The following is a 21,284-nucleotide window of genomic DNA, read 5'->3' on the forward strand; positions in this document are numbered from 1 at the left end:
CCCGGCCTGCCGGGGCGCCCGCCGCCGGGGCGCCGGCCTCGATGGCCGGCGACGCGGCGACCCGCTCAGGCGGCCTCGCCCGTGCCGCGCGGCCCGTCGGTGAACTGCATCCGCGCAAGACGCGCGTAAAGCCCGCCCTCGGCCACCAGCCCGTCATGCGTGCCTTCGGCCACGATGCGGCCCTGATCCATCACGATGATCCGGTCGGCCTGCTTCACCGTCGCCAGACGATGCGCCACAACGACGGTTGTCCGCCCCTGGGCCAGCCGCGCCACGGCGGCCTGCACCAGCGATTCCGATTCCGCATCCAGCGCGCTGGTCGCCTCGTCCAGCAGCAGGATAGGCGCGTCGCGCAGGATCGCGCGCGCGATCGCCACGCGCTGGCGCTGCCCGCCCGACAGCATCACGCCGCGTTCGCCAAGGGCGGTGTCGTAACCCTGCGGCAGGGCGGCGATGAAGTCATGGGCATGGGCCGCGCGCGCGGCCGCCTCGACCTCGCCATCGCTGGCCTCGGGGCGGCCCAGCCGGATATTCTCGCGCGCGGTGGCGGCGAAGATCACCGGGTCCTGCGGGACCAGCGCGATCCGCCCCCGGAAATCGGCCCGCGCCATGTCGCGCAGGTCGATCCCGTCCAGGGTCACGCGCCCCTCCTGCGGATCCCAGAAGCGCTGGATCAGCTGGATCACGGTCGTCTTGCCCGCCCCTGACGGCCCCACCAGGGCCACCGTCTCGCCCGGCCTGATCCGCAGGTCCAGCCCCGTCAGGGCCGGCGCGTCCGGGCGCGAGGGGAAGCGGAAGGCCACCCCCTCCAGCGCGATCTCACCGCGCAGGGGGTGCGGCAGCGGCAGGGGCGTGGCGGGATCGGCCAGCGTATCCTCGGCCGCCAGCAATTCCGACAGACGCTCGGTCGCGCCGGCGGCACGCTGCAATTCGCCCCAGACCTCGGACAGGGCGCCTGCGGCACCGGCGACCAGAATGGCATAGATCACGAACTGCACCAGCTCGCCCGCGCTCATCACGCCCTCGCGGACGTCGCGCGCGCCGATCCAGAGAACGCCGATGATCCCCGCAAAGATCAGGAAGATCACGATGGCGGTCATCACCGCCCGCGTTCCCACCCGCTGCATGGCAGATACGTAAGAGCTTTCGGTCACCCGGTCGAAGCCGTCGATGCTGCGCCGCTCATGGGTATAGGCCTGCACCGTCTGCGCCGACAGAAGCGCCTCGGAGGCCGCGCCGGACGAGGCCGCGATCCAGTCCTGATTGGCGCGCGACAGCCGCCGCAGGCGGCGCCCCAGCACGATGATCGGGATCAGGATGGCCGGCACGATCAGCAGGACCAGCCCCGTCAGCTTGGTCGAGGTCACGGCCAGCATCGCCAGCCCGCCGGTCAGCAGCAGCACGTTGCGCAACGCGATGGACAGGCTGGAGCCGACGACCGACTGGATCAGCGTCGTGTCGGTGGTGATGCGCGACAGAATCTCGCCCGTCATCACGCGCTCGAAAAAGGCGGGCGACAGGGTGATGACGCGGGAAAAGACGGCCTTGCGGATATCGGCCACGACCCGCTCGCCCAGCCGCGTGACGAAGAAATAGCGTGCGGCCGTGCCCAAGGCCAGGCCCGCCACGACCAGCAGCGCAGCGCCGAAATACTGATCCAGCAGCCCCGCGCCATCGTCGAAATTGTCCACCACCCGGCGCGCGGCCAAGGGCAGGATCAGGCTGATGAACGAGGTCAGGACCAGCGCGCAGACCGCCAGACCAACCTGCCCGCGATAGGGCCGCACAAAGGGCCACAGGGCGGCCAGCGCCCCCAGCTTGCGGCTGACGGGCCGATCCTCGAGGTTGCTTGTGCCGCGTGCCATGATGGTCTTCCCTGCTGATGCCCCCCGTTTAGGCGGCAGAGGGCGCGGAAACAAGCGCGGCGCCGTGCCGCGCGGTCAGGGCCGGATCGTGCCCGAGCCGATCCCCTCGGCCAACGCGTCCACGGCCCGCGCCAGTCTGTCGTCGATCACGTCCAGATATTGGGTCCAGTCCGCCAGTTCGCGCAATTCCTCGACCCCGTCCGAGATGCCGCGCAGCCCGATCAGCGGCAGCCCGGCCCATTGGGCGGCGCGCAGATGGGCGAATGTCTCCATGTCGACCATGTCCTGTGCGATGGTGTCATAGGCCGCCCCGCTGACGATGTTACCCCCGGTAGACAGGCTGGCCTCGGGGATGCCCTCGATCCGCAGGGGCAGCGCGACCTCTTCGGGCAGGTCGAGGAACGGCACGGTGCCGCGCGGAAAGCCGAGGGCCGAGGCGTCGATGTCGCGCCAGGCCACGCGGCTGACCTGATAGACCTGCCCCTGCACCAGCCGCGACGACCCCGCCGAGCCAAGCGAGACGATCAGGCGCGGGCGTTCGGCCATCCCGGCCAGCGCGGCGGTCAGCTGCACGGCGGCCTCGATCGGGCCGATCCCGGTGATCAGCGGGTTGATCCGGGCGGCCAGAGCGGGCCCGTATTCGGCGCGCGCCGCCATCACGAACAGGACCGGCAGGCCGGCGATCAGGTCGGGGCGGGCTTGGGTCATCATGGCTCCTGTCCGGATTTTCGGCGGGTTTGCCCGAGGGGTGGCATGCGCAATGCAGGCCGGTCAATGCCCCTTGCAGCGGCGCGGGCCGCTGTGGCAGGGGTTCGTGCGGAACGGGCAGGCAGGGATTGCAGCAATGGGCAGGATCAGCACGCGATACCGCGACCGGGTGGCCTCGGGCGCGCTGCGCCCCGACCCCGCGCAAGAGGCCGTGCTGCCCGATCTCGACCGTGTCCTGACCGAAATGCTGGCCGCGCCCGCGCCCCGGCCCCGGTCGGGGTGGCGGGCGCTTCTGGGCGTGGGCGGCGGCGATACGGCGGCTGCGCCTGCGCGGGGCCTCTATCTCTGGGGCGGCGTCGGGCGCGGCAAGTCGATGCTGATGGACCTGATGGCCGAGACCGCGCAAGAGGCGGGCATCCCCTGTCGGCGGGTCCATTTCCATGAATTCATGCAGGAGATCCAGGCCGGGCTGGAGGCCGCGCGCAAGCGCGCCGAACAGGACACCGTCCGCCCCGTCGCGCAGGAGGTGGCCCGTCAGGTCCGGCTTCTGTGCTTCGACGAGATGCAGATCACCGACATCGCGGACGCGATGATCGTGGGGCGGCTGTTCCAGATCCTGTTCGATCACGGCGTGACGGTGGTCACCACCTCGAACCGGGAGCCCGAGGATCTCTACAAGCACGGCCTGAACCGGCAGCTTTTCCTGCCCTTCATCGCGCTGATCCGCGAGCGGATGCAGGTCACCTGCCTCGACAGCCGCACCGATTACCGCCAGAACCGCCAGACCGGCGGGCAGGTCTGGTTCGCACCCGCCGATGCCGAGGCCAGGGCCGCGATGGATGCGCTGTGGTCGGACCTGACCGGGGACGAGGCGGCCGCGCCCCTCAAGATCGAGGTCAAGGGCCGGGTCGTGGACCTGCCCGCCGCCTCTGGCCGGGTGGCGCGGGCGGGCTTCTGGGATCTCTGCGGCAAGCCGCTCGGCCCTGCCGACTATCTGGCCATCTCTCGGGCGGTGGACACGCTGTTCGTCGACGGCATCCCGCGCCTGTCGGTGTCGAACTACAACGAGGCCAAGCGTTTCGTCACCCTTATCGACGCCCTCTACGAGGCCCGCGTGCGCCTGATCGCCAGCGCCGCCGACCAGCCCGAGCAGCTCTACAACGAAGGCGAGGGCAGTTTCGAATTCGAACGCACCGCCAGCCGCCTGCGCGAGATGCAGGATGCCGCCTGGGGCGAGCGGCCCGAATAGCCGCCGGCGACCGCGGGTCGCGCGATGGCGGGGGGTGCGGGGGGCAGCCGGCCCCCCGCTGCTTCGCGGGACGCAAACGGCGCGCGGATCAGGCGGGCAGCGCGTCCAGAATGCGGCGCGCCTCGTCGCGGCAGGGGGTCAGCGCGGCCCGATCCTCGCCCGGATAGAAGCGCGCGCGCACAGCGGTCGGCATGGGCGCGGGGGTCTCGATCACGATGCGCGGGCCGATCTGGGCCGTCTCGGCCTGCCAGCTGCGCGCCAGCGCGATCTGCGCCGCCTTGGTCGCGCCATAGGCGCCCATGAACTTGCGCCCCGCCTGCGGGTCGTCGAAGAACAGGGCCGTGCCGTTCTTCTGGCGCAGCAAGGGCTCGATCAGCGCGATCAGGCCGCGCGTGACATCGGCGTTGATCAAGAGGGACTTCGACCAATCCTTGCCGCTGACATGAGGCGCGGGCGCCAGGGGCGCGGCATGGATGGCGCAATGCGCCCACAGGTCGACGCCGCCCCAACGGCCGGCCACGGCCTCGACCAGCTGCTGCATTGCCGCCGGTTCGGCCACATCCATCGGCGCCAGCGTCGCCTGGCCGCCCGCCTTGCGGATGCGGTCGTCCAGCTCCTCCAGCCCGCCGACGGTGCGCGCCACCGCCAGAACGTGATAGCCGCGCAGGGCCAGTTCCTCGGCAAGGGCCGCGCCCAGACCGCGCGAGGCCCCTGTCACCAGCGCCAGACGGGGCGCCACCTGATCGTTCGGATTGCTCATGCCCGCTCCATTGCCACCGGCCAGCCCGCCGCGCAAGCCCTCTTGGCGCGGGGCGGGCGGCCATGAAAAAAGGCCCCCGTCCGGGGGCCTTCGATCCAATCTGCGGACCCGCTCAGCGGGCCGCGACGTCCTTGTAGTCGCGCTTGTCGTTGCCGACATACAGCTGGCGCGGGCGGCCGATCTTGTTCTGCGGATCGCCGATCATCTCTTTCCACTGCGCGATCCAGCCCACCGTGCGCGACAGCGCGAAGATCGGCGTGAACATCGAGGTTGGGAAGCCCATCGCCTCGAGAATGATGCCCGAATAGAAGTCCACGTTGGGATAGAGCTTCTTCTCGATGAAATACGGGTCCTCCAGAGCGATCTTTTCCAGCTCCTTGGCGACCTGCAGCGTCGGGTTGTCCTTGATCCCCAGAAGGTCCAGCACCTCGTCGGCGGATTCCTTCATCACCTTGGCGCGCGGATCGAAGTTCTTGTAGACCCGGTGGCCGAAGCCCATCAGCTTGAACGGATCGCTCTTGTCCTTGGCCTTGGCGATGTATTCCGGGATGCGGTCCACGGTCCCGATCTCGCGCAGCATCTCCAGGCAGGCCTGGTTCGCCCCGCCATGGGCCGGACCCCACAGACAGGCGATCCCCGCCGCGATGCAGGCGAAGGGGTTCGCCCCCGACGATCCCGCCAGACGCACGGTCGAGGTCGAGGCGTTCTGCTCGTGATCGGCATGCAGCGTGAAGATGCGGTCCATGGCGCGGGCCAAGGCCGGGTCCACCTCGTATTTCTCGGCCGGGACCGAGAAGCACATATGCAGGAAATTGCTGGCGTAATCCAGGTCGTTGCGCGGATAGACGAAGGGCTGGCCGATCGAATACTTGTAGGCCATGGCCGCGATCGTGGGCACCTTGGCGATCAGGCGGATCGCCGCGACCTCGCGCTGCCACGGATCGTTCACATCGGTCGAATCGTGGTAGAAGGCCGACATCGCGCCGATCACGCCCACCAGCGTGGCCATCGGATGCGCGTCGCGGCGGAACCCGCGGAAGAAGTTGTGCATCTGCTCGTGAACCATCGTGTGACGGGTCACGCGGGTCTCGAAATCCTCCATCTGCTGCTGGGTGGGCAGCTCGCCGTAAAGCAGCAGGTAGCAGACTTCGAGGTAATGCGACTTGGCGGCCAGCTGCTCGATCGGATAGCCGCGATACCACAGCTCGCCCTTGTCACCGTCGATATAGGTGATCTTCGATTCGCAGCTTGCGGTCGAGGTGAAACCCGGATCGAAGGTGAAGACATCCGCCTGGCCATAGAGCTTGCGGATATCCAGCACGTCCGGCCCCTGGGTCGGGCTCATGACCGGCAGGTCATATTCCGAATCGTCAATGCGCAGCTTGGCAATCTTGTCGGCCATCTATGCGTCCTTTCCGGCTTGGCCGGGCCCCGGTCCCGCATGGTGCTTGGGGGTGGCCCTGGCATGTGGGTGCAGGCGGTCAGCCTGCCAGATCTGTCTGGTCGCGCAGCCGGGCCAGCGATTCCTCGCGGCCAAGCGCCGTCATCATGTCGAACACAGAGGGGGTGACGCTGGTCCCGGACAACGCGGCGCGCAAGGGCCCCGCGATCTTGCCCAAACCGACGCCTTGTTCCTCGGCGATCCGCTTGGCCGCCTCCTCCAGATCGTCTCGCGCCCAGCTAGCATGCTGCAATGCGGCAGTCAACGATTTCAGCATACCACGGGATACCGAATCCAGTTGCCTGGTCGCCTTCTCGTCGGGCTGGACGGGCCTCTCGATCAGCGCAAATCGTGCCTGATCAAGCAGTTGCGGCAGCGTTCTTGCCTTTTCGGTCAGGGCCGGCAGGGCGGCTGCCATCCGTTCGCGCTGATGCGGCGTCAGGGGCTGGGCGCCGGTCTCGGCCAGATAGCCGTCGAGCGCCGCGAACAGCGCCTCGGGCGGCATGTGACGCAGGTGGTGGCCGCTGACATGTTCAAGCTTCTTGAAGTCCAGCCGGGCGGGCGCGCGCCCGATCCCCTGCAGGTCGAACCACTCTCGCGCCTGCGCATCGTCGAACAATTCGTCGTCGCCATGGCTCCAGCCCAGGCGCGCCAGATAGTTCCGCATCGCGGCCGCCGGATAGCCGAGCGCCGCGAATTCGTGCAGCCCCACCGCGCCGTGGCGCTTGGACAGCTTCTTGCCGTCCTCGCCATGGATCAGCGGGATATGGGCAAAGACCGGGCGGTCCCAGCCCATCGCGTCATAGATCTGGATCTGGCGCGCGGTGTTGGTCAGGTGGTCGTCGCCCCGGATCACATGCGTCACGCCCATGTCGTGATCGTCCACGACCACGGCCAGCATGTAGGTCGGCGTGCCGTCGCTGCGCAGCAGGATCATGTCGTCAAGCTGATCGTTCGCCACGCGCACATCGCCCTGCACCTGATCGTGGATCACCGTCTCGCCCTCGCGCGGAGCCTTCAGGCGGATGGCATAGGGCGCATCGGGCAGGTCGGTCGCGTCGCGCCACGGGCTGGCGAAGGGCTGGCGGGGATTGGCCTCGCGCCAGGCCGCGATCTCGTCGGTGGTGGAAAAGCACTTGTAGGCCGTGCCATCCGCCAGCATCTGGCGCGCGACCTCGGCATGGCGGTCCTTGCGGGCGAACTGGCTGACGGGCTCTCCGTCCCAGTCGAGGCCCAGCCATTCCAGCCCCTTGAGGATCGCCTCGGTCGCCTCGGGGGTCGAACGCGCGCGGTCCGTATCCTCGATCCGCAGCAGGAACCTGCCGCCGCGCCCGCGCGCGTAAAGCCAGTTGAACAGCGCCGTCCGGGCGCCGCCGATATGCAGATAGCCGGTCGGCGAGGGGGCAAAACGGGTCACGACGGGGGCGGTCTGGGTCATCTGGGCCTTCGGAAGATGGGTCTTGAGGGGCGGCGTTAACGCTTTGGTAAGCAGGGCCTGCCATTCTGCGGCAAGTGATAGAGCCCGAACCGCGAAAGGACAAGGATGTTGCCCCAGCCGGTCGCCCTGACGGCGCCGCCCCTCAGGCGCAGCCATGCAGCGCAGCGGCCCGCCGCCGCGCCTCGGGCGGGGTTGTTCGTCTGGGTGCCGGTCTGTCTGGCGGCGGGGATCGGGCTGTGGTTCTTGCGCCCGGCCCTTCTGACGGGCCAGCACTGGGCCGCGCTGGCGGCGCTGGTCTGTCTTGCGGCGGGCGTGGCGCTGGCCGGGCCGCGTCTGGCGCTTCGGGGGCGGATCGGCTGGCCGCTGGCCGACGGTCTGCGGCTGGCGGGGCTGGCGCTGGCGCTGATGGCCTGCGGGGTGGCGCTGGCGGGCGCACGGGCGGCATGGGTCGCGGGGCCGGTCCTGGACTGGCGCTATCACGGACCGGTCGAGGGGCGTGTCGTGCATCTGGACCGCTCAAGCCGCGACCTGCTGCGCCTGACGCTGGACGAGGTGCGGCTGCGCGACATCCCGCCCGACGGGGTGCCGCGCCGCGTCCGCCTCTCGCTGTCGGTGGGGCAGGATGTGCCGCCGATCGGCCAGCGCGTGATGCTGACCGGCCATCTTGGGCCGCCGCCCGGACCGGCCTCGCCCGGCAGCTTCGATTTCCGGCTGAACGCGTGGTTTCAGGGGATCGGCGCGGTGGGTTATACGCGCAGCCCGGTCCTGGCCGTCGCCGCCCCCGAGGGGGGAGCGTGGCATCTGCACCGGACCCGCATGGCGCTGGCGCAGGCGATCCGCGACCGCATTCCCGACCAGCCCGGCGCGGTAGCGGCGGCGCTGATGACGGGCGACCGCTCCGGCATAGACGAGGCCACGACCGAGCTGATGCGTGCCTCGAACCTTGCACATGTGATCGCGATTTCGGGCCTGCATATGGGGCTGCTGACGGGCTTCGTCTACGGGCTGTTGCGGCTGTCGCTGGTGCTGGCGCAGGGCCTGGGCGGCCGGCTGCCCTTGCCCGCGCACAAGATGGCCGCGCTTGGGGCGCTGGTCGCGGCGGCGGGGTATCTGTGGCTGTCGGGCGCCAGCGTGGCCACGCAGCGGGCCTTTGTGACGATCGCGGTGATGCTGCTGGCGATCCTTGCGGATCGGCGGGCGATCTCGCTCAGGACGGTGGCCTTGGCAGCGACGGCGATCCTGATCATCAGCCCCGAGGCACTGACCTCGCCCGGCTTCCAGATGAGCTTTGCCGCGACCATCGCGCTGATCCTGACCTTCGATCCCTGGAACCGGCATGCCAACCGCCTGCCCCGCTGGCTGCGGCCCGTGGCGATGCTGCTGGTCTCGTCACTGGTCGCGGGCCTGGCGACCGCGCCGATCGGGGCCGCGCATTTCAATCGCATGTCGCAATACGGGCTGCTGGCGAACATGCTGGCCGTGCCGGTGATGGGAACGCTGGTGATGCCCTCAGGCGTGATCGCGCTGCTTCTGGCGCCTCTGGGGCTGGAGGGCGCGGCGCTGTGGGTCATGGGCCTCGGCACGACCTGGATGCTGGCGGTGGCGGACTTGGTCGCCGGGCTGGATGGCGCCGTCACCGCGATCCCGATGGCGCCGGGGCCGGTCCTGCCGATGCTGGGCTTCGGCGCGGTCGGGCTGATCCTCTGCTGGCGCCGTTCGCGGCCCGGACGGGTGCTGATGCTTGGCTCGGCGCTGTCCGCAGCCCTGGTCATCGGCGGGTTCGGATTGTGGCTGACCGCGAAACGCCCGCTGATCCTGATCGCCCCCGAGGGCGAGGCCGTGGGCCTGATGACTCCGGCCGGGCGGGCAGTGTCGAAACCGGCGGGCGGGGCGTTTGTCGTCTCGACCTGGCTGATCGAGGATGGGGACATTGCGGATCAGGCGGCCTCGGCGGCGCGGCCCGGCTGGACGGGCGATCGCCGGGACCGGCAGGCCGAGCTGCCCCATGGTTGGCGCATCCTGCATTTCACGGGCAAGGGCGCGGGGGCCCGTGCGGCCCCCTTCTGCCGGGCGCGCAGGATCATCGTCGCGACCGAGCGGGTCGAGGCTGGGGGCAATTGCGTGATCTGGGACCCGCCACGTCTGCGCCGCACCGGCGCGCTGGCGGTCGAGATGACGACCGCCGGCCCCGTCTGGCGCAGTGTGGCCGAGGCTCAGCCCGCGCTGCGCCCGCGCTGAGCGGGGGGCGTCGTCAGCCGCGCGACCAGCCGCCGGGCCAGAGGCGCCACGATCAGCACGGCCGGAAAGGCGACGGCCCAGCTGGACAGCCAGTTGCCCAGCCACAGCCCGCCGACGCCATCGGTCAGCCCGACCGCCCGCAGGGTCGAGACGCCCGAGACCAGCGCGGACATCAGGCCCGACAGGAAGAAGCCGAACAGGATCGGGGCAAAGCGGGCTGGGATCATATCACATTCCTTTTCCAGAATACGAATGACAGATGGCCCGCCGCCCGATCCTTTGCAAGCCCCGTCAGGCCAGTTCGGCAAAGACCTTGTTCAGCGCCTTGTCCAGCTTGTCGAACATCTCGTCCATCTGGTCGGTCGTCAGGATGAAGGGCGGGCACAGCACGATCGACTGGCCGAGCGGCCGGCAGATCAGACCCATGTCGGTGCAAGTGTTGGCGATGCGTTCGCTGACCGACAGATGCCCCTCGAACGGGGTCTTGGTCGCCTTGTCGCGCACCGCCTCCAGCGCCCACATGAAGCCCACGCCGCGATACTCGCCGATATTGGGGTTCTTGGCCAGCTCGCGCAGCCCGTCCTCGAAGCGCGGGGCGAGGTCGATGACGTTCTGGGCCAGCCCCTCGTTCATGACCACGTCGATGGCCTTCAGCGCGATGGCGCAGCCGACCGGATGCCCCGAGGCGGTGAAGCCGTGCGGAAACTCCTCGATCTTGTCGATGGCGGCCTGCAGGCGGTCGGTCAGTTCCGGCCCCAGGATCACGGCGCCCATCGGAAACAGCCCCGCCGTCAGGTTCTTGGAGCTGATGATCGCATCCGGCACGAAATCATAGGTGATCGAGCCCCAGGTGTTGCCCGTCCGCCCGAAGCCGCAGATCACCTCGTCAGCGATCATCGGGATGCCGTGCTTCCTCAGCACCGGCATGATCGCCTGGAAATACCCTTTGGACGGCGGGATCACGCCCCCCGCGCCCTGCACGGCTTCGGCGAAGAAGCCCGCGATGGTGTCGGCGCCCTCGCGCTGGATCACCTCGTCCAGCTCGCGCGCAAGGCGGGCGGTGAATTGTTCCTCGGTCTCGCCGTCCTCGCCATAGCGCCAGTAATGCGGGCAGGTCAGGTGGATGAAGCCCGGCAGCGGCAGGCCGAAGACCGAATTGTAGGGCTTGCCGGTCATGCTGGCCGACACCGCCGTCACGCCGTGATAGGCGTTCCAGCGGGTCAGGATCTTGCGCTTCTGCGGGTTGCCTTCCGAGGCGTGCATGAACCACAGCATCTTGACCATGGTGTCGTTCGCCTCGGAACCCGAATTGGTGTAGAACACCTTGCCGCGCGGGAAGGGCGAGACCTCGACCAGCTTTTCCGACAACATCACAGTCTGGTCGGACATCCGCCCGAAAAAGGCGTGATAGCCCGGAAAGCGGTCGTATTGCGCCTTGGCGGCCTCGGCCAGGCCCTTGTGATCGAAGCCCGCGACCATGTTCCACAGGCCCGAATTCGCGTCCAGATAGCGGTTGCCGTTAACGTCAACGACGTAAGGCCCCTCGCCATGGGTCAGCACCACCGCGCCGCGCTGATGCACGCTTGGCAGATCGGTGAAGCCATAAAGCGAAAATTCGTCGGCCCGTGCTTCCCAGCTTTGCGGCTTGTTCATGCTGTCGGCTCCTCAATACCTTTGCGGCAAGGCTAGCCGGGCGAAATGGCGCATTCAATGGGGCGGATTGCCGGGGTTCTTGTGCAGGTTGTGCAAAATTCGCAAGATCACCGCGAAATTGCCAAAGGAGCGCCCGTGAGACTTCTGCTGATCGCCGCCATGGCCCTGACCGCGATGCCAGCAATGGCCGAGAACCGCATCGACCTGATCCGCCCGGACGCGCCCGAACTGGCCCATCCCGGCCCTTATCCGGTCGGCGTGCGCGAGGCGCGCTTCACGGATCCAGAGCGGATCGACGTGATCGCCGCGCAGTCCGGCGGGACCCCTGTCCGTGACCGGTCGCTGCTGGCCGAGATCTGGTATCCCGCCGCCGAGGAGACCGATCCCGGCGTGACCTATGACACGGTCCTGCGCGACGGGGTGACGCCCACGACCCTGACCGGCAGCGCGGCCCGCGACGCCGACGCGGCGCCGGGATCGTTTCCGCTGGTGATCCTGTCGCATGGCTATCCGGGCAATCGCTACCTGATGAGCCATCTGGCCGAGAACCTGGCCTCCAAGGGCTATGTCGTGGTGGCGGCCGACCATCCCGAAAGCACCTATGACGACCAGCAGGCCTTTGCCTCGACGCTGGTGAACCGCGCGGTCGACCAGCGCTTCCTGCTGGACAGCATGGCCGGGCTGACGGACGAGATCGGCGCGATCACCGATGCCGACCGCACCGCGATCGTCGGCTATTCGATGGGCGGCTACGGCGCGCTGATCTTCGGCGGCGCGGGCCTGTCGCGCACCGCGCTGGAACGGACCGAGCCCGCCGCCTTCGTGCCGCCCTCGGATACGCTGGACCGTCTTGGTGCGGGGTCCGAGGACCACGCCGCGCTGGTCGATCCGCGCATCCGCGCCATCATCGCCATCGCGCCTTGGGGCCGGCAATTCGATTTCTGGGATGCGGACGGGCTGGCCGGCGTGACCACGCCCCTGATGCTGGTCGCGGGCAGCGTGGACGATGTCTCGCCCTATGATTCGATCCGCCAGATCCTGGACGAGACGACCGGCACGACGCGCCATCTGCTGACCTTCGAGAACGCCAACCACAATGCCGCAGCCCCCATCCCCGCCCCGGCCGAGGCATGGGCCATGTCGCAGGCCCTGGGCCGCGCGCCGTTTGACCATTATGCCGATCCAGTCTGGGACAGCGTGCGGATGAACAACATCCTCCAGCATTTCGCGACCGCCTTCCTGGACCTGCACCTGAAGGAGGATGCCGCGCGGGGTGAATATCTGGACCTGATCCGCGACGCGGATGCAGGGCTGTGGTCGGTCGATGCCGAGGGCAATCCCGACGCGGCGCACAGCTACTGGACGGGCTTTCCCCAACGCAGCGCCATCGGCCTGAGCTTCGAGACCCGCGAGGCGGGCCGCTGATCAGGGCCGCCTGAGGCCGAGCGCGTCCAGCTCGGCCTCAATCCCCGACAGGGGGGCGGCGCGGGTCTCGGCGACCAGCGCATCGAACCGGGCGCGCAGGGCGTCCTTTTCGGCGCCCTTGCAATCGTTCCAGGGCCGCCCCTGCAGCGCCATGTGCAGGACGTAATAGCCAATGAAATGCGGCCGCTCGCCCGAGACCAGCAGGGCGCGATAGGCCTCGTGCGCGCCAAGGGTGCGCAGCCGCGCCGCGTCGGGGATACCCGCCTCGATCAGGGCGCGCGCGGTGGCGGGGCCGATATTGGGGATCGCGGTCAGCTCGCTCTCCATCCCGTGCCTTTCCAAAAGCCTGTCTTTGCTGTATCGCCTGCGCGATCTCAAGGACAGCATGACATGACCCAGGACGCCAGCGCCACGGCCGCGAAGAAGCTTTTCATCAAGACCTATGGCTGCCAGATGAACGTCTATGACAGCCAGCGCATGGCCGAGGCGATGGCCAGCGAGGGCTACGAGCTGACCGAGGACCAGTCGCAGGCCGACATGGTCCTGCTGAACACCTGCCATATCCGCGAAAAGGCGGCCGAGAAGCTCTATTCCGACCTAGGCCGTCTGAAGCCGCTGAAGGCCGAGCGTCCCGACCTGAAGATCGGCGTGGCGGGCTGCGTCGCCCAGGCCGAGGGCGAGGAGATCGTGCGCCGCATGCCGCTGGTCGATCTGGTCGTCGGCCCGCAGACCTATCACCGCCTGCCCGCCATGCTGCGCGGCGAGGCGCCCGCGATCCTGACCGAGTTCCCCCCCGAGGACAAGTTCGACCACCTGCCCGAACGCCGCGCCACCCGCCGCGCGCCTGCGGCGTTCCTGACCGTGCAGGAGGGCTGCGACAAGTTCTGCGCCTTCTGCGTCGTCCCCTATACGCGCGGGGCCGAGGTCAGCCGCCCCGTGGACCGCATCCTGCGCGAGGCGCGCGATCTGGTCGCCCGAGGCGTGCGCGAGATCACGCTCTTGGGCCAGAACGTGAATGGCTGGCATGGCGAGGGCGAGGGCGGCGAATGGGGCTTTGGCCGCCTGATCCGCGCCTTGGCCGAAATCGACGGTCTGGACCGCATCCGCTACACGACCAGCCATCCCAACGACATGGCCGACGACCTGATCGAGGCGCATCGCGACATCCCTCAGCTGATGCCCTATCTGCATCTGCCGGTGCAGTCGGGCAGCGACCGCATCCTCAAGGCGATGAACCGCAAGCACACGGCGGACCAGTATCTGCGCCTGATCGACCGGATCAAGACCGCGCGGCCCGACATCCTGCTGACCAGCGACTTCATCGTGGGCTTTCCGGGCGAGACGGATCAGGATCACGCCGACACGCTGCGCCTGATCGAACAGGTCGGCTTCGGCACGGCCTTCAGCTTCAAGTATTCGCCCCGTCCGGGCACCCCCGCCTATGACCGCCCCGAGGTGGACGGCGCTGTCGCCGATGCGCGGCTGCAGGAATTGCAGGCGCTGCTGAACCGCCAGCAGAAGGCCGCGCAGCAATCCATGCTGGGCCGGACACTTGGCGTCCTGTTCGAGAAACCGGGCCGCGAGCCGGGGCAGATGGTCGGCAAGTCGGATTACCTGCATTCGGTCTTTGTCGAGGCGCCCGAGGCCCAGATCGGCGATCTGGTGCAGGTCCGCATCGTGGAAAGCGCGCCGAATTCGCTGCGGGGCGAACTGGTCGGCTAGGTCCGTCCCTTGCGGAAGAAATAGCCGGCCCCCGGTGGAACGCGCGAACAGAGCCGGGGGCCGGCCTTCCACGCGGACAGGCCTGCGCGGAAGCGGTGGTGCAGGGCCAAGAGCCTTGCAGATGGATCACCGGCCCCCCGAGGAACGCGCGAACAGGACGGGGGGCCGGGATTGCCGCGCGGGTTGAGGGCGCGGAACCGGTGGGGCGGGGCGGCTATTCGCCGCCGCCAAGCCCGTGGACATAGACGGTCAGCGCCCGGATCTCCGCCTCGGTCAGGCGGTTCGACCAGGCGGGCATGACGCCATAGGGGCCTTCCGAGACGATCCGGCGCAGGGTCTCGGGCTCGCTGCCATAGAGCCAGACCTGATCATTCAGCGCAGGCGCGCCTTGGCCGCGATCACCCTCGCCCGCATCGCCGTGGCAGGCCGAGCAGTTGTCGGCATAGATCTGGGCGCCGCGTGCGGCCCGGTCAGCGTCATGCGGCTGGTCCGACAGCGACAGGACGTAATGGACCACCCGGTCGATCTCTCGCTGGTTCAACAGGCCGTCGGCACCATAGCGCGGCATCTGCGAATAGCGCGTGTCGGGGTCCTGCGGGTCGCGGATGCCGTGCATCAGCGTCAGGTGGATATCCTCCATGCTGCCGCCCCAGAGCCAGTCATCGTCCAGCAGGTTCGGATAGCCCCGCGCCCCGCCCGCACCCGCGCCGTGACATTGCGCGCACCAGGTCCGGTAAAGCGCCGCCCCGGCATTCGAAGCATAGCTCATCAGGTCGGCGTCCTGGGGGATGGCGGCCAGATCGGTCTGGACCAGCGCAGCCTGGATCGGGGCGTTGGCGGCAGCGAAGCGGTCGATCTCGGCGGCGACCTCGGCGCGGGCATTGGTGCGCAGCAGGCCCTGGGTCGCCTGCGTCACCAGCGGGATGGCGGGATAGGCGATCATGTATCCGATGGCCCAGACGATGGTGGCGTAGAAGGTCCACAGCCACCAGCGGGGCATCGGGTTGTCGTATTCGGTGATCCCGTCCCATTCATGCCCGGTCGAGGGCGTTTCCTTCAGCCCGACGCCGTGACGCCCCTTGCGGCGATGGCTGGGCGAGACGGGCTTGTCCGGGGCGGACCGGGGCGGGATGGCGCCCCCGATCTTGGCGGCATGTTCGGCATCGGCGGCCTGGCGACGCAAGTTGATCTGGTTGTCGGGATTGGCGGGCGATGCCACGTCATCCGCCGGCTTCTTGGTGTCGTCGGACATCAGCGGTCCTCCTTCTTCTCGTCGTCGTCGTCGGCGGCGGGACGGGATTCGTTGCGAAAGATGCTCTCGGCGGCATCCTTCTGGACGCGGCGCGATCCGGGGCGGAACACGAAGACGATCACGCCCACGAAGATCAGGACCAGGACCAGAAGCGCCCAGCTATCGGCCATGGCACGCAGGAAGGTGTAGGTTTCCATGGCGGCCTCAGCGGTTCGGGTCGGGCTCGAAGGTCGAGAAATCGACCATCGTGCCAAGCACCTGGAGATAGGCGATCAGGGCATCCATCTCGGTCAGCTGCGGCTGGCGGTCGAAATTGCGGACCTGCGCGCCGGGATAGCGCGATTGCAGCGCCGAGAGGTCACCGAACTCGTCGGCTTGGGTGCGGAAATCGGCCACGGCGTTCTGGATCATCTCGTCGGTATAGGGCACGCCCACGCGGCGGTCGGCCACCAGACGCTGCTGGATGTGGTCGGTGTGGATCACCCGGTCCAGCAAGAAGCCGTATTTCGGCATGATCGATTCCGGCACCACCGATTGCGGGTCGCGCAAGTGGTCGATGTGCCATTCGTCCGAATAGCGTCCGCCGACACGCGCTAGGTCCGGCCCGGTGCGCTTGGAGCCCCACTGGAACGGGTGGTCATACATCGATTCCGCCGCCAGGCTGTAATGGCCGTAACGCTCGACCTCGTCGCGCATGGGGCGGATCATCTGGCTGTGGCAGACATAGCAGCCTTCGCGGATGTAGATGTCGCGGCCCGCCAGTTCCAGCGGCGTGTAGGGGCGGACGCCCTCGACCTTCTCGATCGTGTTCTCAAGGTAGAACAGGGGCGTGATCTGGACGATGCCGCCGATGGTGACGACCAGGAACGAGAAGACCAGCAGAAGCGTGGCGTTCTTTTCAAGGATCTTGTGCTTTTCGAGAATGCGCATCGAAAGCCCCCCTTACTCTGCCGGAACCGCGATGGCGGTGGATTGGGCCTTGGGCTGCCGAGCGACCGTCGCCCACAGGTTCCAGGCCATGATGATCGCGCCTGCCAGGTAAAGGACCCCGCCCAGACCGCGCACGACATACATCGGGAACTTGGCGCTGACCGTGTCGGCGAAGGCGTTGACCAGATAGCCGTGCTGGTCGACCTCGCGCCACATCAGGCCCTCCATGATGCCCGTGACCCACATCGAGGCCGCGTAGAGGACGATCCCGATCGTGGCGAGCCAGAAGTGCCAGCTGACCAGCGACAGGCTGTAGAGCCGCTCGCGTCCCCACAGGCGCGGCACCAGATAGTAAAGCGCGCCGAAGGTGATCATGCCGTTCCAGCCAAGCGCGCCGGAATGGACGTGACCGATGGTCCAGTCGGTGTAGTGCGACAGCGAGTTCACCGACTTGATCGACATCATCGGGCCCTCGAAGGTCGCCATCCCGTAGAAGCCCACCGCGACGACCATCATGCGGATGATCGGATCGGTCCGCAGCTTGTCCCAGGCGCCCGACAGCGTCATCAGGCCGTTGATCATGCCGCCCCACGAGGGCATCCACAGCATGATCGAGAACACCATCCCCAGCGTCGCGGCCCATTCCGGCAGCGCGGTATAGTGCAGGTGGTGCGGACCGGCCCAGATATAGAGGAAGATCAGCGCCCAGAAGTGGATGATGGACAGCTTGTAGCTGTAGACCGGCCGCTCGGCCTGTTTCGGGATGAAGTAATACATCATCCCCAGGAAGCCCGCCGTCAGGAAGAAGCCCACCGCGTTGTGGCCATACCACCACTGGACCATCGCATCCTGCACGCCCGCGAAGACCTGCACCGACTTGCTGCCCCAGATGCTGACCGGCAGCGACAGGTTGTTCACCACATGCAGCATCGCGATGGTCACGATGAAGGCCAGGTAGAACCAGTTGGCGACGTAGATATGGGGTTCCTTGCGCTTGATGATCGTGCCCAGGAAGACCGCCAGATAGGTCACCCAGACGATGGTCAGCCACCAGTCCACATACCATTCCGGCTCGGCATATTCCTTGGACTGGGTCGCGCCCAGGATGTAGCCCGTCGCCGCCAGCACGATGAAGAAGTTGTAGCCCCAGAACACGAACCAGGCCGCGTTCCCGCCCCAGAGCCGCGCCGCCGAGGTCCGCTGGACCACATAGAACGAGGTCGCGATCAGCGCGTTGCCGCCAAAGGCGAAGATCACCGCGCTGGTGTGCAGCGGGCGCAGCTTGCCGAAATTCAGGTAGCCCTGCGTCAGGTCGCTGAAGTTCAGCGCCGGAAAGGCCAGCTGAAAGGCGATGACGACGCCGACCAGAAAGCCCACCACGCCCCAGAACATCGTGGCGACCACGCCGGCGCGCACGACGCCGTCCATGTATTCGCGCGGATTGTGGACGGGCAGAGGCTCGTCGATGCGGCGCAGGGTCCACAGGAACAGACCGCCCGCAGCCAGCATGACGGTCAGCGCGTTGACCTGATAGGCCAGATCGTGGGCCATGTTGGCCGCGATCGCCGCAAACAAGGCTATCCCGCCAAGCAGGATCAGTTTCACATAGTTCATCTCGCTGTCCCCGTTGGCATCGGCGTCGCGTCCCCTTCTGCGCCCGCGCCGAATCGCTTCGGCGGCAGGGCTGTCGATGGTCAGGGGATAGGGGCAGGCGGCTCTCGAATCCTTGATCTGGGTCAAATCCGGGGGTTGACGCGGATCAAGGCAAAAGGTCGCATCAGGGCGCAGGATGCCATCGTGACCGAAAGGAGCCCGCCATGGCCTACAAGACGATCCTCACGATCCTGACCGATCCGGCGCAGACGCCCCAGCTTGACGCGGCAGCCCAGCTTGCCGTGCGCGAGGATGCCCATCTCGAAGTGCTGTGCCTCGGCATCGACCTCAGCCAGCCGGGATATTTCTTCCCCGGCGGCACCGCCTACATGCTGCAGGACGCCATCGACACCGCCTTGGCCGATGCCGAACGGCTGGAGGCCGCGGTGCGGGCGCGTCTGGCACCTGCCAGCGACCTGCGCTGGTCGGTGGACAGCGCGGTCGCGCAAAGCGGCGGCATTCCGGCGCTGGTCGGCCTACGGGCGCGATTCGCCGATCTGACCGTGTTGGTCAGCCCCTATGCCAAGGGCCAGCCCGCCGAGGCCGAGATCATCGCCGAGGCCGCCCTGTTCGAGGGCGGCTGCCCCGTCCTCGTCCTGCCCCATGCCGAGATCCCGGCCAATCTGCGCCGGGTTCTGGTCGCCTGGAACCAGTCGGCCGAGGCGCTGGCCGCGATCCGCCGGGCGCTGCCCCTGCTGCGTGCCGCCGACCGGGTCGAGGTGACCTGCATCGATCCCCGCCGCAGCAGCCCCGAGCGTTCGGATCCGGGCGGATCGCTGACGCAGATGCTGGTCCGCCACGGGGTGCGGGCGGAAATCGCGGTGCTGGCGCGCACCGCGCCCACGATCAGCGACGAGCTGAACCGCCGCGCGGTCGAGATCGGCGCAGACCTGATCGTGATGGGCGCCTATGGCCATTCGCGGTTCCGGCAGGCAATCCTGGGCGGGGCGACGCGCAACATGCTTGAAAAGTCCGCCGTGCCGGTTCTGATGGCCCGCTGAACCGCGCGCGGCCCGCGGGGTCGGGCGCAGGGGGGTCCGGGGGGACGGCCAGTCCCCCCGGACCCTCGCGGGACGCCATACGCCGCCCGCTGCAAAAAGCGCCCGCCTCAGACGCCGCGCAGGTTGCCCCAGAGCAGCACGTGAAGCTGCGGCAGCACGCGGGGCCGGAACCATCGGTCCTCGGTCACCATCTCGACCAGCCAGCGCAGCCGGTCGGCCACGTCCTGCGCCGCAACCGGGCTGTCGGGGTCCACATCTGGATTGCCCGGCTGAAGGTAAAGCGGCAGGTCCGGCCAATCCTCGGCCAGCGCCCGTGCCCAATCGTAATCGCGCCGGTCGAACACCACGATCTTCAGCACCGCCTGCCCCGCGCCCTGCCCCGCCGCGATGCAGGCCGCAAGGGCCGCACGGTCGGGCGTCTCGCCGCTGGAGGGGGGTTTGGGGCTGAGGACCAGGACATCCAGCGCCCCGAACCAGTCCCGCGCGATGGAACCCTGCGTTTCCAGCGCAAAACGGTAGCCCCGGGCCCGGCCAAGCGCGATCAGCGGGCCGAAATCCTGGATCGCCGGGTTGCCCCCCGAGATCGAGACCGTCAGAGGCCGCCCGCCCGACAGCCGCGTGACCTCGGCCCAGACGGCCTCGGGCGACATCGCCGCCCATTGGTCGCGGAAGGCGCTGTCCACCGCATGCATCGAATCGCACCAGGAACAGCGGTAATCGCATCCCCCCGCGCGGACAAAGACCGTGGGCTCTCCGATCAGCACACCCTCGCCCTGGATGGTCGGGCCGAAGATCTCGGCGATGCGAAGGGCACTCATGGCCGATACTCGGCCCAGGTCTTCGGCGTCTCGCTGACCTTGACGGCGCTGGTCTCGGGCCAGCGGGCGCGGCACCAGTCGAAGAAGTGACGGGCCAAGTTTTCGGCGGTCGAGGGGACCTCCAGCAGGTCGTTCAGGTGCCGGTGGTCGAACTGGCCGTCGATATAGTCCTTCAGCGGCTTCAGCTCGTGATAATCGCGCACGAATCCGTCGGGGTTCAGATCAGGCGCGGCCAGTTCGACGACAACGGTGTAGTTGTGGCCATGCAGGCGGGCGCATTGGTGGTCGGGCGCCAGGTGGTCCAGCCGGTGCGAGGCGCTGAAGTGGAACTCCTTGCTGATCCGGAACATCACGCCGCCCCCTGCCGCGACGTGACCGCCGCGCGCCAGAAATCGGGATCGTCGTATTCGGTCGGATCGGGGATGCCCGCCAGATCGAAGGCCTCGCGCCGCTCGACGCAGGTGCCGCAGCGCCCGCAATGGCGCGTCCCGCCCTTGTAGCAGGACCAGGTCTGCGCGAAGGGCGTGCCGGCTTGCGCGCCCGCTGCGACTATGTCGGCCTTGGTGGCGCGGACAAAGGGCACGTCCAGCGCGATATCGGCGTAGCCGTCCAGCGCGGCCTTCTGCATGGCGGCGAAGGCGTCGGTGAAATCCGGCCGGCAATCCGGATAGATGAAGTGATCGCCGCCATGGACCGCCGCCGCGACCGCCTGATCGCCATTGGCCGCCGCGATGCCGAAGGCGATGGTCAGCATGATCGCGTTGCGATTCGGCACCACCGTGATGCGCATGGTTTTCTCGGCATAATGGCCGTCAGGAACCGCGACATCGTCAGTCAACGCCGACCCGGTCAGCGCCGCGCCCAGACCGGACAGATCGACGAGGTGAAACGGCACGCCCAGCCTTTCAGCGCAGGCGCGGGCATGGTCCAGTTCCTTGCGGTGGCGCTGGCCGTAATCGAAGCTGACGATGCGCGAGAGCCGCCCCCGGGCGGCAAGGACATGGGCAAGCGAGACGGAGTCCAGCCCGCCCGAGCAGACGAGAGTGGTGTTCATAGGTGACCCTTGTTTTTGTGACCCGGGTAGGCTGCGACCGGGAAAGCGCCCCTTAGCAGGAACGGGCGTCCGCGAAA

Annotated in this window: 20 protein-coding genes; 5 read left to right on the forward strand and 15 right to left on the reverse strand. The window is 68.2% G+C overall.

What is annotated here, in order from left to right:
* Nucleotides 1-65: 65 nt before the first annotated feature.
* Together QAR72_RS00955 and QAR72_RS00960 are read right to left on the reverse strand one after the other, a co-directional pair.
* Nucleotides 66-1,865, reverse strand: a complete 1,800-nt coding sequence (locus QAR72_RS00955; protein WP_304615484.1) for an ABC transporter transmembrane domain-containing protein — start codon at nucleotides 1,863-1,865, stop codon at nucleotides 66-68.
* 75 nt (nucleotides 1,866-1,940) lie between these two features.
* Complete coding sequence (locus QAR72_RS00960; protein ID WP_304615485.1) at nucleotides 1,941-2,573, reverse strand: 5'-methylthioadenosine/S-adenosylhomocysteine nucleosidase; 633 nt, start codon at nucleotides 2,571-2,573, stop codon at nucleotides 1,941-1,943.
* Between the two features lie 136 nt (nucleotides 2,574-2,709).
* On the opposite strand from QAR72_RS00960, the gene zapE reads away from it, so the two are divergent.
* Nucleotides 2,710-3,822, forward strand: a complete 1,113-nt coding sequence (gene zapE / locus QAR72_RS00965) for a cell division protein ZapE (protein WP_304615486.1) — start codon at nucleotides 2,710-2,712, stop codon at nucleotides 3,820-3,822.
* Nucleotides 3,823-3,910: 88 nt separating this feature from the next.
* On the opposite strand, the gene QAR72_RS00970 is transcribed toward zapE, so the two are convergent.
* The 3 genes from QAR72_RS00970 to gltX form a co-directional block, all read right to left on the reverse strand.
* Nucleotides 3,911-4,582, reverse strand: coding sequence for an SDR family NAD(P)-dependent oxidoreductase (locus QAR72_RS00970; protein WP_304615487.1), 672 nt, complete (start codon nucleotides 4,580-4,582; stop codon nucleotides 3,911-3,913).
* A gap of 112 nt (nucleotides 4,583-4,694) precedes the next feature.
* Complete coding sequence (locus QAR72_RS00975) at nucleotides 4,695-5,984, reverse strand: citrate synthase (RefSeq protein WP_304615488.1); 1,290 nt, start codon at nucleotides 5,982-5,984, stop codon at nucleotides 4,695-4,697.
* A 79-nt stretch (nucleotides 5,985-6,063) separates the two neighbouring features.
* Nucleotides 6,064-7,461: a glutamate--tRNA ligase gene (gene gltX / locus QAR72_RS00980; RefSeq protein WP_304615489.1), complete on the reverse strand. Its 1,398-nt coding sequence runs from the start codon at nucleotides 7,459-7,461 to the stop codon at nucleotides 6,064-6,066.
* A gap of 105 nt (nucleotides 7,462-7,566) precedes the next feature.
* Here gltX and QAR72_RS00985 point away from each other — a divergent pair, with 105 nt between their 5' ends.
* On the forward strand, nucleotides 7,567-9,699 hold the full coding sequence (locus QAR72_RS00985; protein WP_304615490.1) for a ComEC/Rec2 family competence protein: 2,133 nt from the start codon (nucleotides 7,567-7,569) through the stop codon (nucleotides 9,697-9,699).
* Here the strand turns inward: QAR72_RS00985 and QAR72_RS00990 are convergent.
* Both QAR72_RS00990 and QAR72_RS00995 read right to left on the reverse strand, forming a co-directional pair.
* Entirely contained in the window at nucleotides 9,675-9,926 is a 252-nt protein-coding gene (locus QAR72_RS00990) for a DUF2798 domain-containing protein (RefSeq protein WP_304615491.1), read from the reverse strand. The genes QAR72_RS00985 and QAR72_RS00990 overlap by 25 nt on opposite strands.
* A gap of 64 nt (nucleotides 9,927-9,990) precedes the next feature.
* Nucleotides 9,991-11,352, reverse strand: coding sequence for an aminotransferase (locus tag QAR72_RS00995; protein ID WP_304615492.1), 1,362 nt, complete (start codon nucleotides 11,350-11,352; stop codon nucleotides 9,991-9,993).
* Nucleotides 11,353-11,487: 135 nt separating this feature from the next.
* On the opposite strand from QAR72_RS00995, the gene QAR72_RS01000 reads away from it, so the two are divergent.
* Nucleotides 11,488-12,777 (forward strand): alpha/beta hydrolase family protein, encoded by a 1,290-nt coding sequence (locus QAR72_RS01000; protein ID WP_304615493.1) that lies wholly within the window; start codon nucleotides 11,488-11,490, stop codon nucleotides 12,775-12,777.
* Here the strand turns inward: QAR72_RS01000 and QAR72_RS01005 are convergent, their stop codons facing one another.
* Entirely contained in the window at nucleotides 12,778-13,104 is a 327-nt protein-coding gene (locus QAR72_RS01005; RefSeq protein ID WP_304615494.1) for a TfoX/Sxy family protein, read from the reverse strand.
* Between the two features lie 63 nt (nucleotides 13,105-13,167).
* Here QAR72_RS01005 and miaB point away from each other — a divergent pair, with 63 nt between their 5' ends.
* The gene (gene miaB, locus QAR72_RS01010) at nucleotides 13,168-14,499 is read left to right on the forward strand and encodes a tRNA (N6-isopentenyl adenosine(37)-C2)-methylthiotransferase MiaB (protein ID WP_304615495.1); all 1,332 of its coding nucleotides are present in this window, start codon (nucleotides 13,168-13,170) and stop codon (nucleotides 14,497-14,499) included.
* A 214-nt stretch (nucleotides 14,500-14,713) separates the two neighbouring features.
* Here the strand turns inward: miaB and ccoP are convergent, their stop codons facing one another.
* From ccoP to ccoN, 4 genes are read right to left on the reverse strand one after another with little or no spacing between them, the layout of a single operon-like run.
* Nucleotides 14,714-15,751: a cytochrome-c oxidase, cbb3-type subunit III gene (gene ccoP / locus QAR72_RS01015; protein ID WP_304615496.1), complete on the reverse strand. Its 1,038-nt coding sequence runs from the start codon at nucleotides 15,749-15,751 to the stop codon at nucleotides 14,714-14,716.
* A complete protein-coding gene (locus QAR72_RS01020) occupies nucleotides 15,751-15,948 on the reverse strand; it encodes a cbb3-type cytochrome c oxidase subunit 3 (RefSeq protein WP_304615497.1) in 198 nt (65 codons plus the stop codon). Before QAR72_RS01020 ends, ccoP begins: the two co-directional genes overlap by 1 nt.
* A gap of 7 nt (nucleotides 15,949-15,955) precedes the next feature.
* On the reverse strand, nucleotides 15,956-16,681 hold the full coding sequence (gene ccoO / locus QAR72_RS01025) for a cytochrome-c oxidase, cbb3-type subunit II (protein WP_304615498.1): 726 nt from the start codon (nucleotides 16,679-16,681) through the stop codon (nucleotides 15,956-15,958).
* 12 nt (nucleotides 16,682-16,693) lie between these two features.
* Complete coding sequence (gene ccoN, locus QAR72_RS01030; RefSeq protein ID WP_304615499.1) at nucleotides 16,694-18,295, reverse strand: cytochrome-c oxidase, cbb3-type subunit I; 1,602 nt, start codon at nucleotides 18,293-18,295, stop codon at nucleotides 16,694-16,696.
* 203 nt (nucleotides 18,296-18,498) lie between these two features.
* Between ccoN and QAR72_RS01035 the strand changes: the two genes are divergently transcribed.
* Complete coding sequence (locus tag QAR72_RS01035; RefSeq protein WP_304615500.1) at nucleotides 18,499-19,335, forward strand: universal stress protein; 837 nt, start codon at nucleotides 18,499-18,501, stop codon at nucleotides 19,333-19,335.
* A 107-nt stretch (nucleotides 19,336-19,442) separates the two neighbouring features.
* Here the strand turns inward: QAR72_RS01035 and queE are convergent, their stop codons facing one another.
* From queE to queC, 3 genes are read right to left on the reverse strand one after another with little or no spacing between them, the layout of a single operon-like run.
* On the reverse strand, nucleotides 19,443-20,153 hold the full coding sequence (gene queE / locus QAR72_RS01040) for a 7-carboxy-7-deazaguanine synthase QueE (RefSeq protein ID WP_304615501.1): 711 nt from the start codon (nucleotides 20,151-20,153) through the stop codon (nucleotides 19,443-19,445).
* Nucleotides 20,150-20,503: a 6-carboxytetrahydropterin synthase QueD gene (gene queD / locus QAR72_RS01045; RefSeq protein WP_304615502.1), complete on the reverse strand. Its 354-nt coding sequence runs from the start codon at nucleotides 20,501-20,503 to the stop codon at nucleotides 20,150-20,152. The genes queE and queD overlap by 4 nt, the downstream gene beginning before the upstream one ends.
* Nucleotides 20,503-21,207, reverse strand: a complete 705-nt coding sequence (gene queC / locus QAR72_RS01050; RefSeq protein WP_304615503.1) for a 7-cyano-7-deazaguanine synthase QueC — start codon at nucleotides 21,205-21,207, stop codon at nucleotides 20,503-20,505. The genes queD and queC overlap by 1 nt, the downstream gene beginning before the upstream one ends.
* Nucleotides 21,208-21,284: the final 77 nt, after the last annotated feature.

Source organism: Paracoccus sp. (in: a-proteobacteria), from assembly GCF_030604785.1.
GTDB lineage: Bacteria > Pseudomonadota > Alphaproteobacteria > Rhodobacterales > Rhodobacteraceae > Paracoccus.

What these genes read in the sequence shown, in the direction of transcription:
- QAR72_RS00955 (WP_304615484.1), bottom strand. Translation starts at nt 1,865, where the DNA reads ATGGCACGCGGCACAAGCAACCTCGAGGATCGGCCCGTCAGCCGCAAG.
- QAR72_RS00960 (WP_304615485.1), bottom strand. Translation starts at nt 2,573, where the DNA reads ATGACCCAAGCCCGCCCCGACCTGATCGCCGGCCTGCCGGTCCTGTTC.
- zapE (WP_304615486.1), top strand. Translation starts at nt 2,710, where the DNA reads ATGGGCAGGATCAGCACGCGATACCGCGACCGGGTGGCCTCGGGCGCG.
- QAR72_RS00970 (WP_304615487.1), bottom strand. Translation starts at nt 4,582, where the DNA reads ATGAGCAATCCGAACGATCAGGTGGCGCCCCGTCTGGCGCTGGTGACA.
- QAR72_RS00975 (WP_304615488.1), bottom strand. Translation starts at nt 5,984, where the DNA reads ATGGCCGACAAGATTGCCAAGCTGCGCATTGACGATTCGGAATATGAC.
- gltX (WP_304615489.1), bottom strand. Translation starts at nt 7,461, where the DNA reads ATGACCCAGACCGCCCCCGTCGTGACCCGTTTTGCCCCCTCGCCGACC.
- QAR72_RS00985 (WP_304615490.1), top strand. Translation starts at nt 7,567, where the DNA reads ATGTTGCCCCAGCCGGTCGCCCTGACGGCGCCGCCCCTCAGGCGCAGC.
- QAR72_RS00990 (WP_304615491.1), bottom strand. Translation starts at nt 9,926, where the DNA reads ATGATCCCAGCCCGCTTTGCCCCGATCCTGTTCGGCTTCTTCCTGTCG.
- QAR72_RS00995 (WP_304615492.1), bottom strand. Translation starts at nt 11,352, where the DNA reads ATGAACAAGCCGCAAAGCTGGGAAGCACGGGCCGACGAATTTTCGCTT.
- QAR72_RS01005 (WP_304615494.1), bottom strand. Translation starts at nt 13,104, where the DNA reads ATGGAGAGCGAGCTGACCGCGATCCCCAATATCGGCCCCGCCACCGCG.
- miaB (WP_304615495.1), top strand. Translation starts at nt 13,168, where the DNA reads ATGACCCAGGACGCCAGCGCCACGGCCGCGAAGAAGCTTTTCATCAAG.
- ccoP (WP_304615496.1), bottom strand. Translation starts at nt 15,751, where the DNA reads ATGTCCGACGACACCAAGAAGCCGGCGGATGACGTGGCATCGCCCGCC.
- QAR72_RS01020 (WP_304615497.1), bottom strand. Translation starts at nt 15,948, where the DNA reads ATGGAAACCTACACCTTCCTGCGTGCCATGGCCGATAGCTGGGCGCTT.
- ccoO (WP_304615498.1), bottom strand. Translation starts at nt 16,681, where the DNA reads ATGCGCATTCTCGAAAAGCACAAGATCCTTGAAAAGAACGCCACGCTT.
- ccoN (WP_304615499.1), bottom strand. Translation starts at nt 18,295, where the DNA reads ATGAACTATGTGAAACTGATCCTGCTTGGCGGGATAGCCTTGTTTGCG.
- QAR72_RS01035 (WP_304615500.1), top strand. Translation starts at nt 18,499, where the DNA reads ATGGCCTACAAGACGATCCTCACGATCCTGACCGATCCGGCGCAGACG.
- queE (WP_304615501.1), bottom strand. Translation starts at nt 20,153, where the DNA reads ATGAGTGCCCTTCGCATCGCCGAGATCTTCGGCCCGACCATCCAGGGC.
- queD (WP_304615502.1), bottom strand. Translation starts at nt 20,503, where the DNA reads ATGTTCCGGATCAGCAAGGAGTTCCACTTCAGCGCCTCGCACCGGCTG.
- queC (WP_304615503.1), bottom strand. Translation starts at nt 21,207, where the DNA reads ATGAACACCACTCTCGTCTGCTCGGGCGGGCTGGACTCCGTCTCGCTT.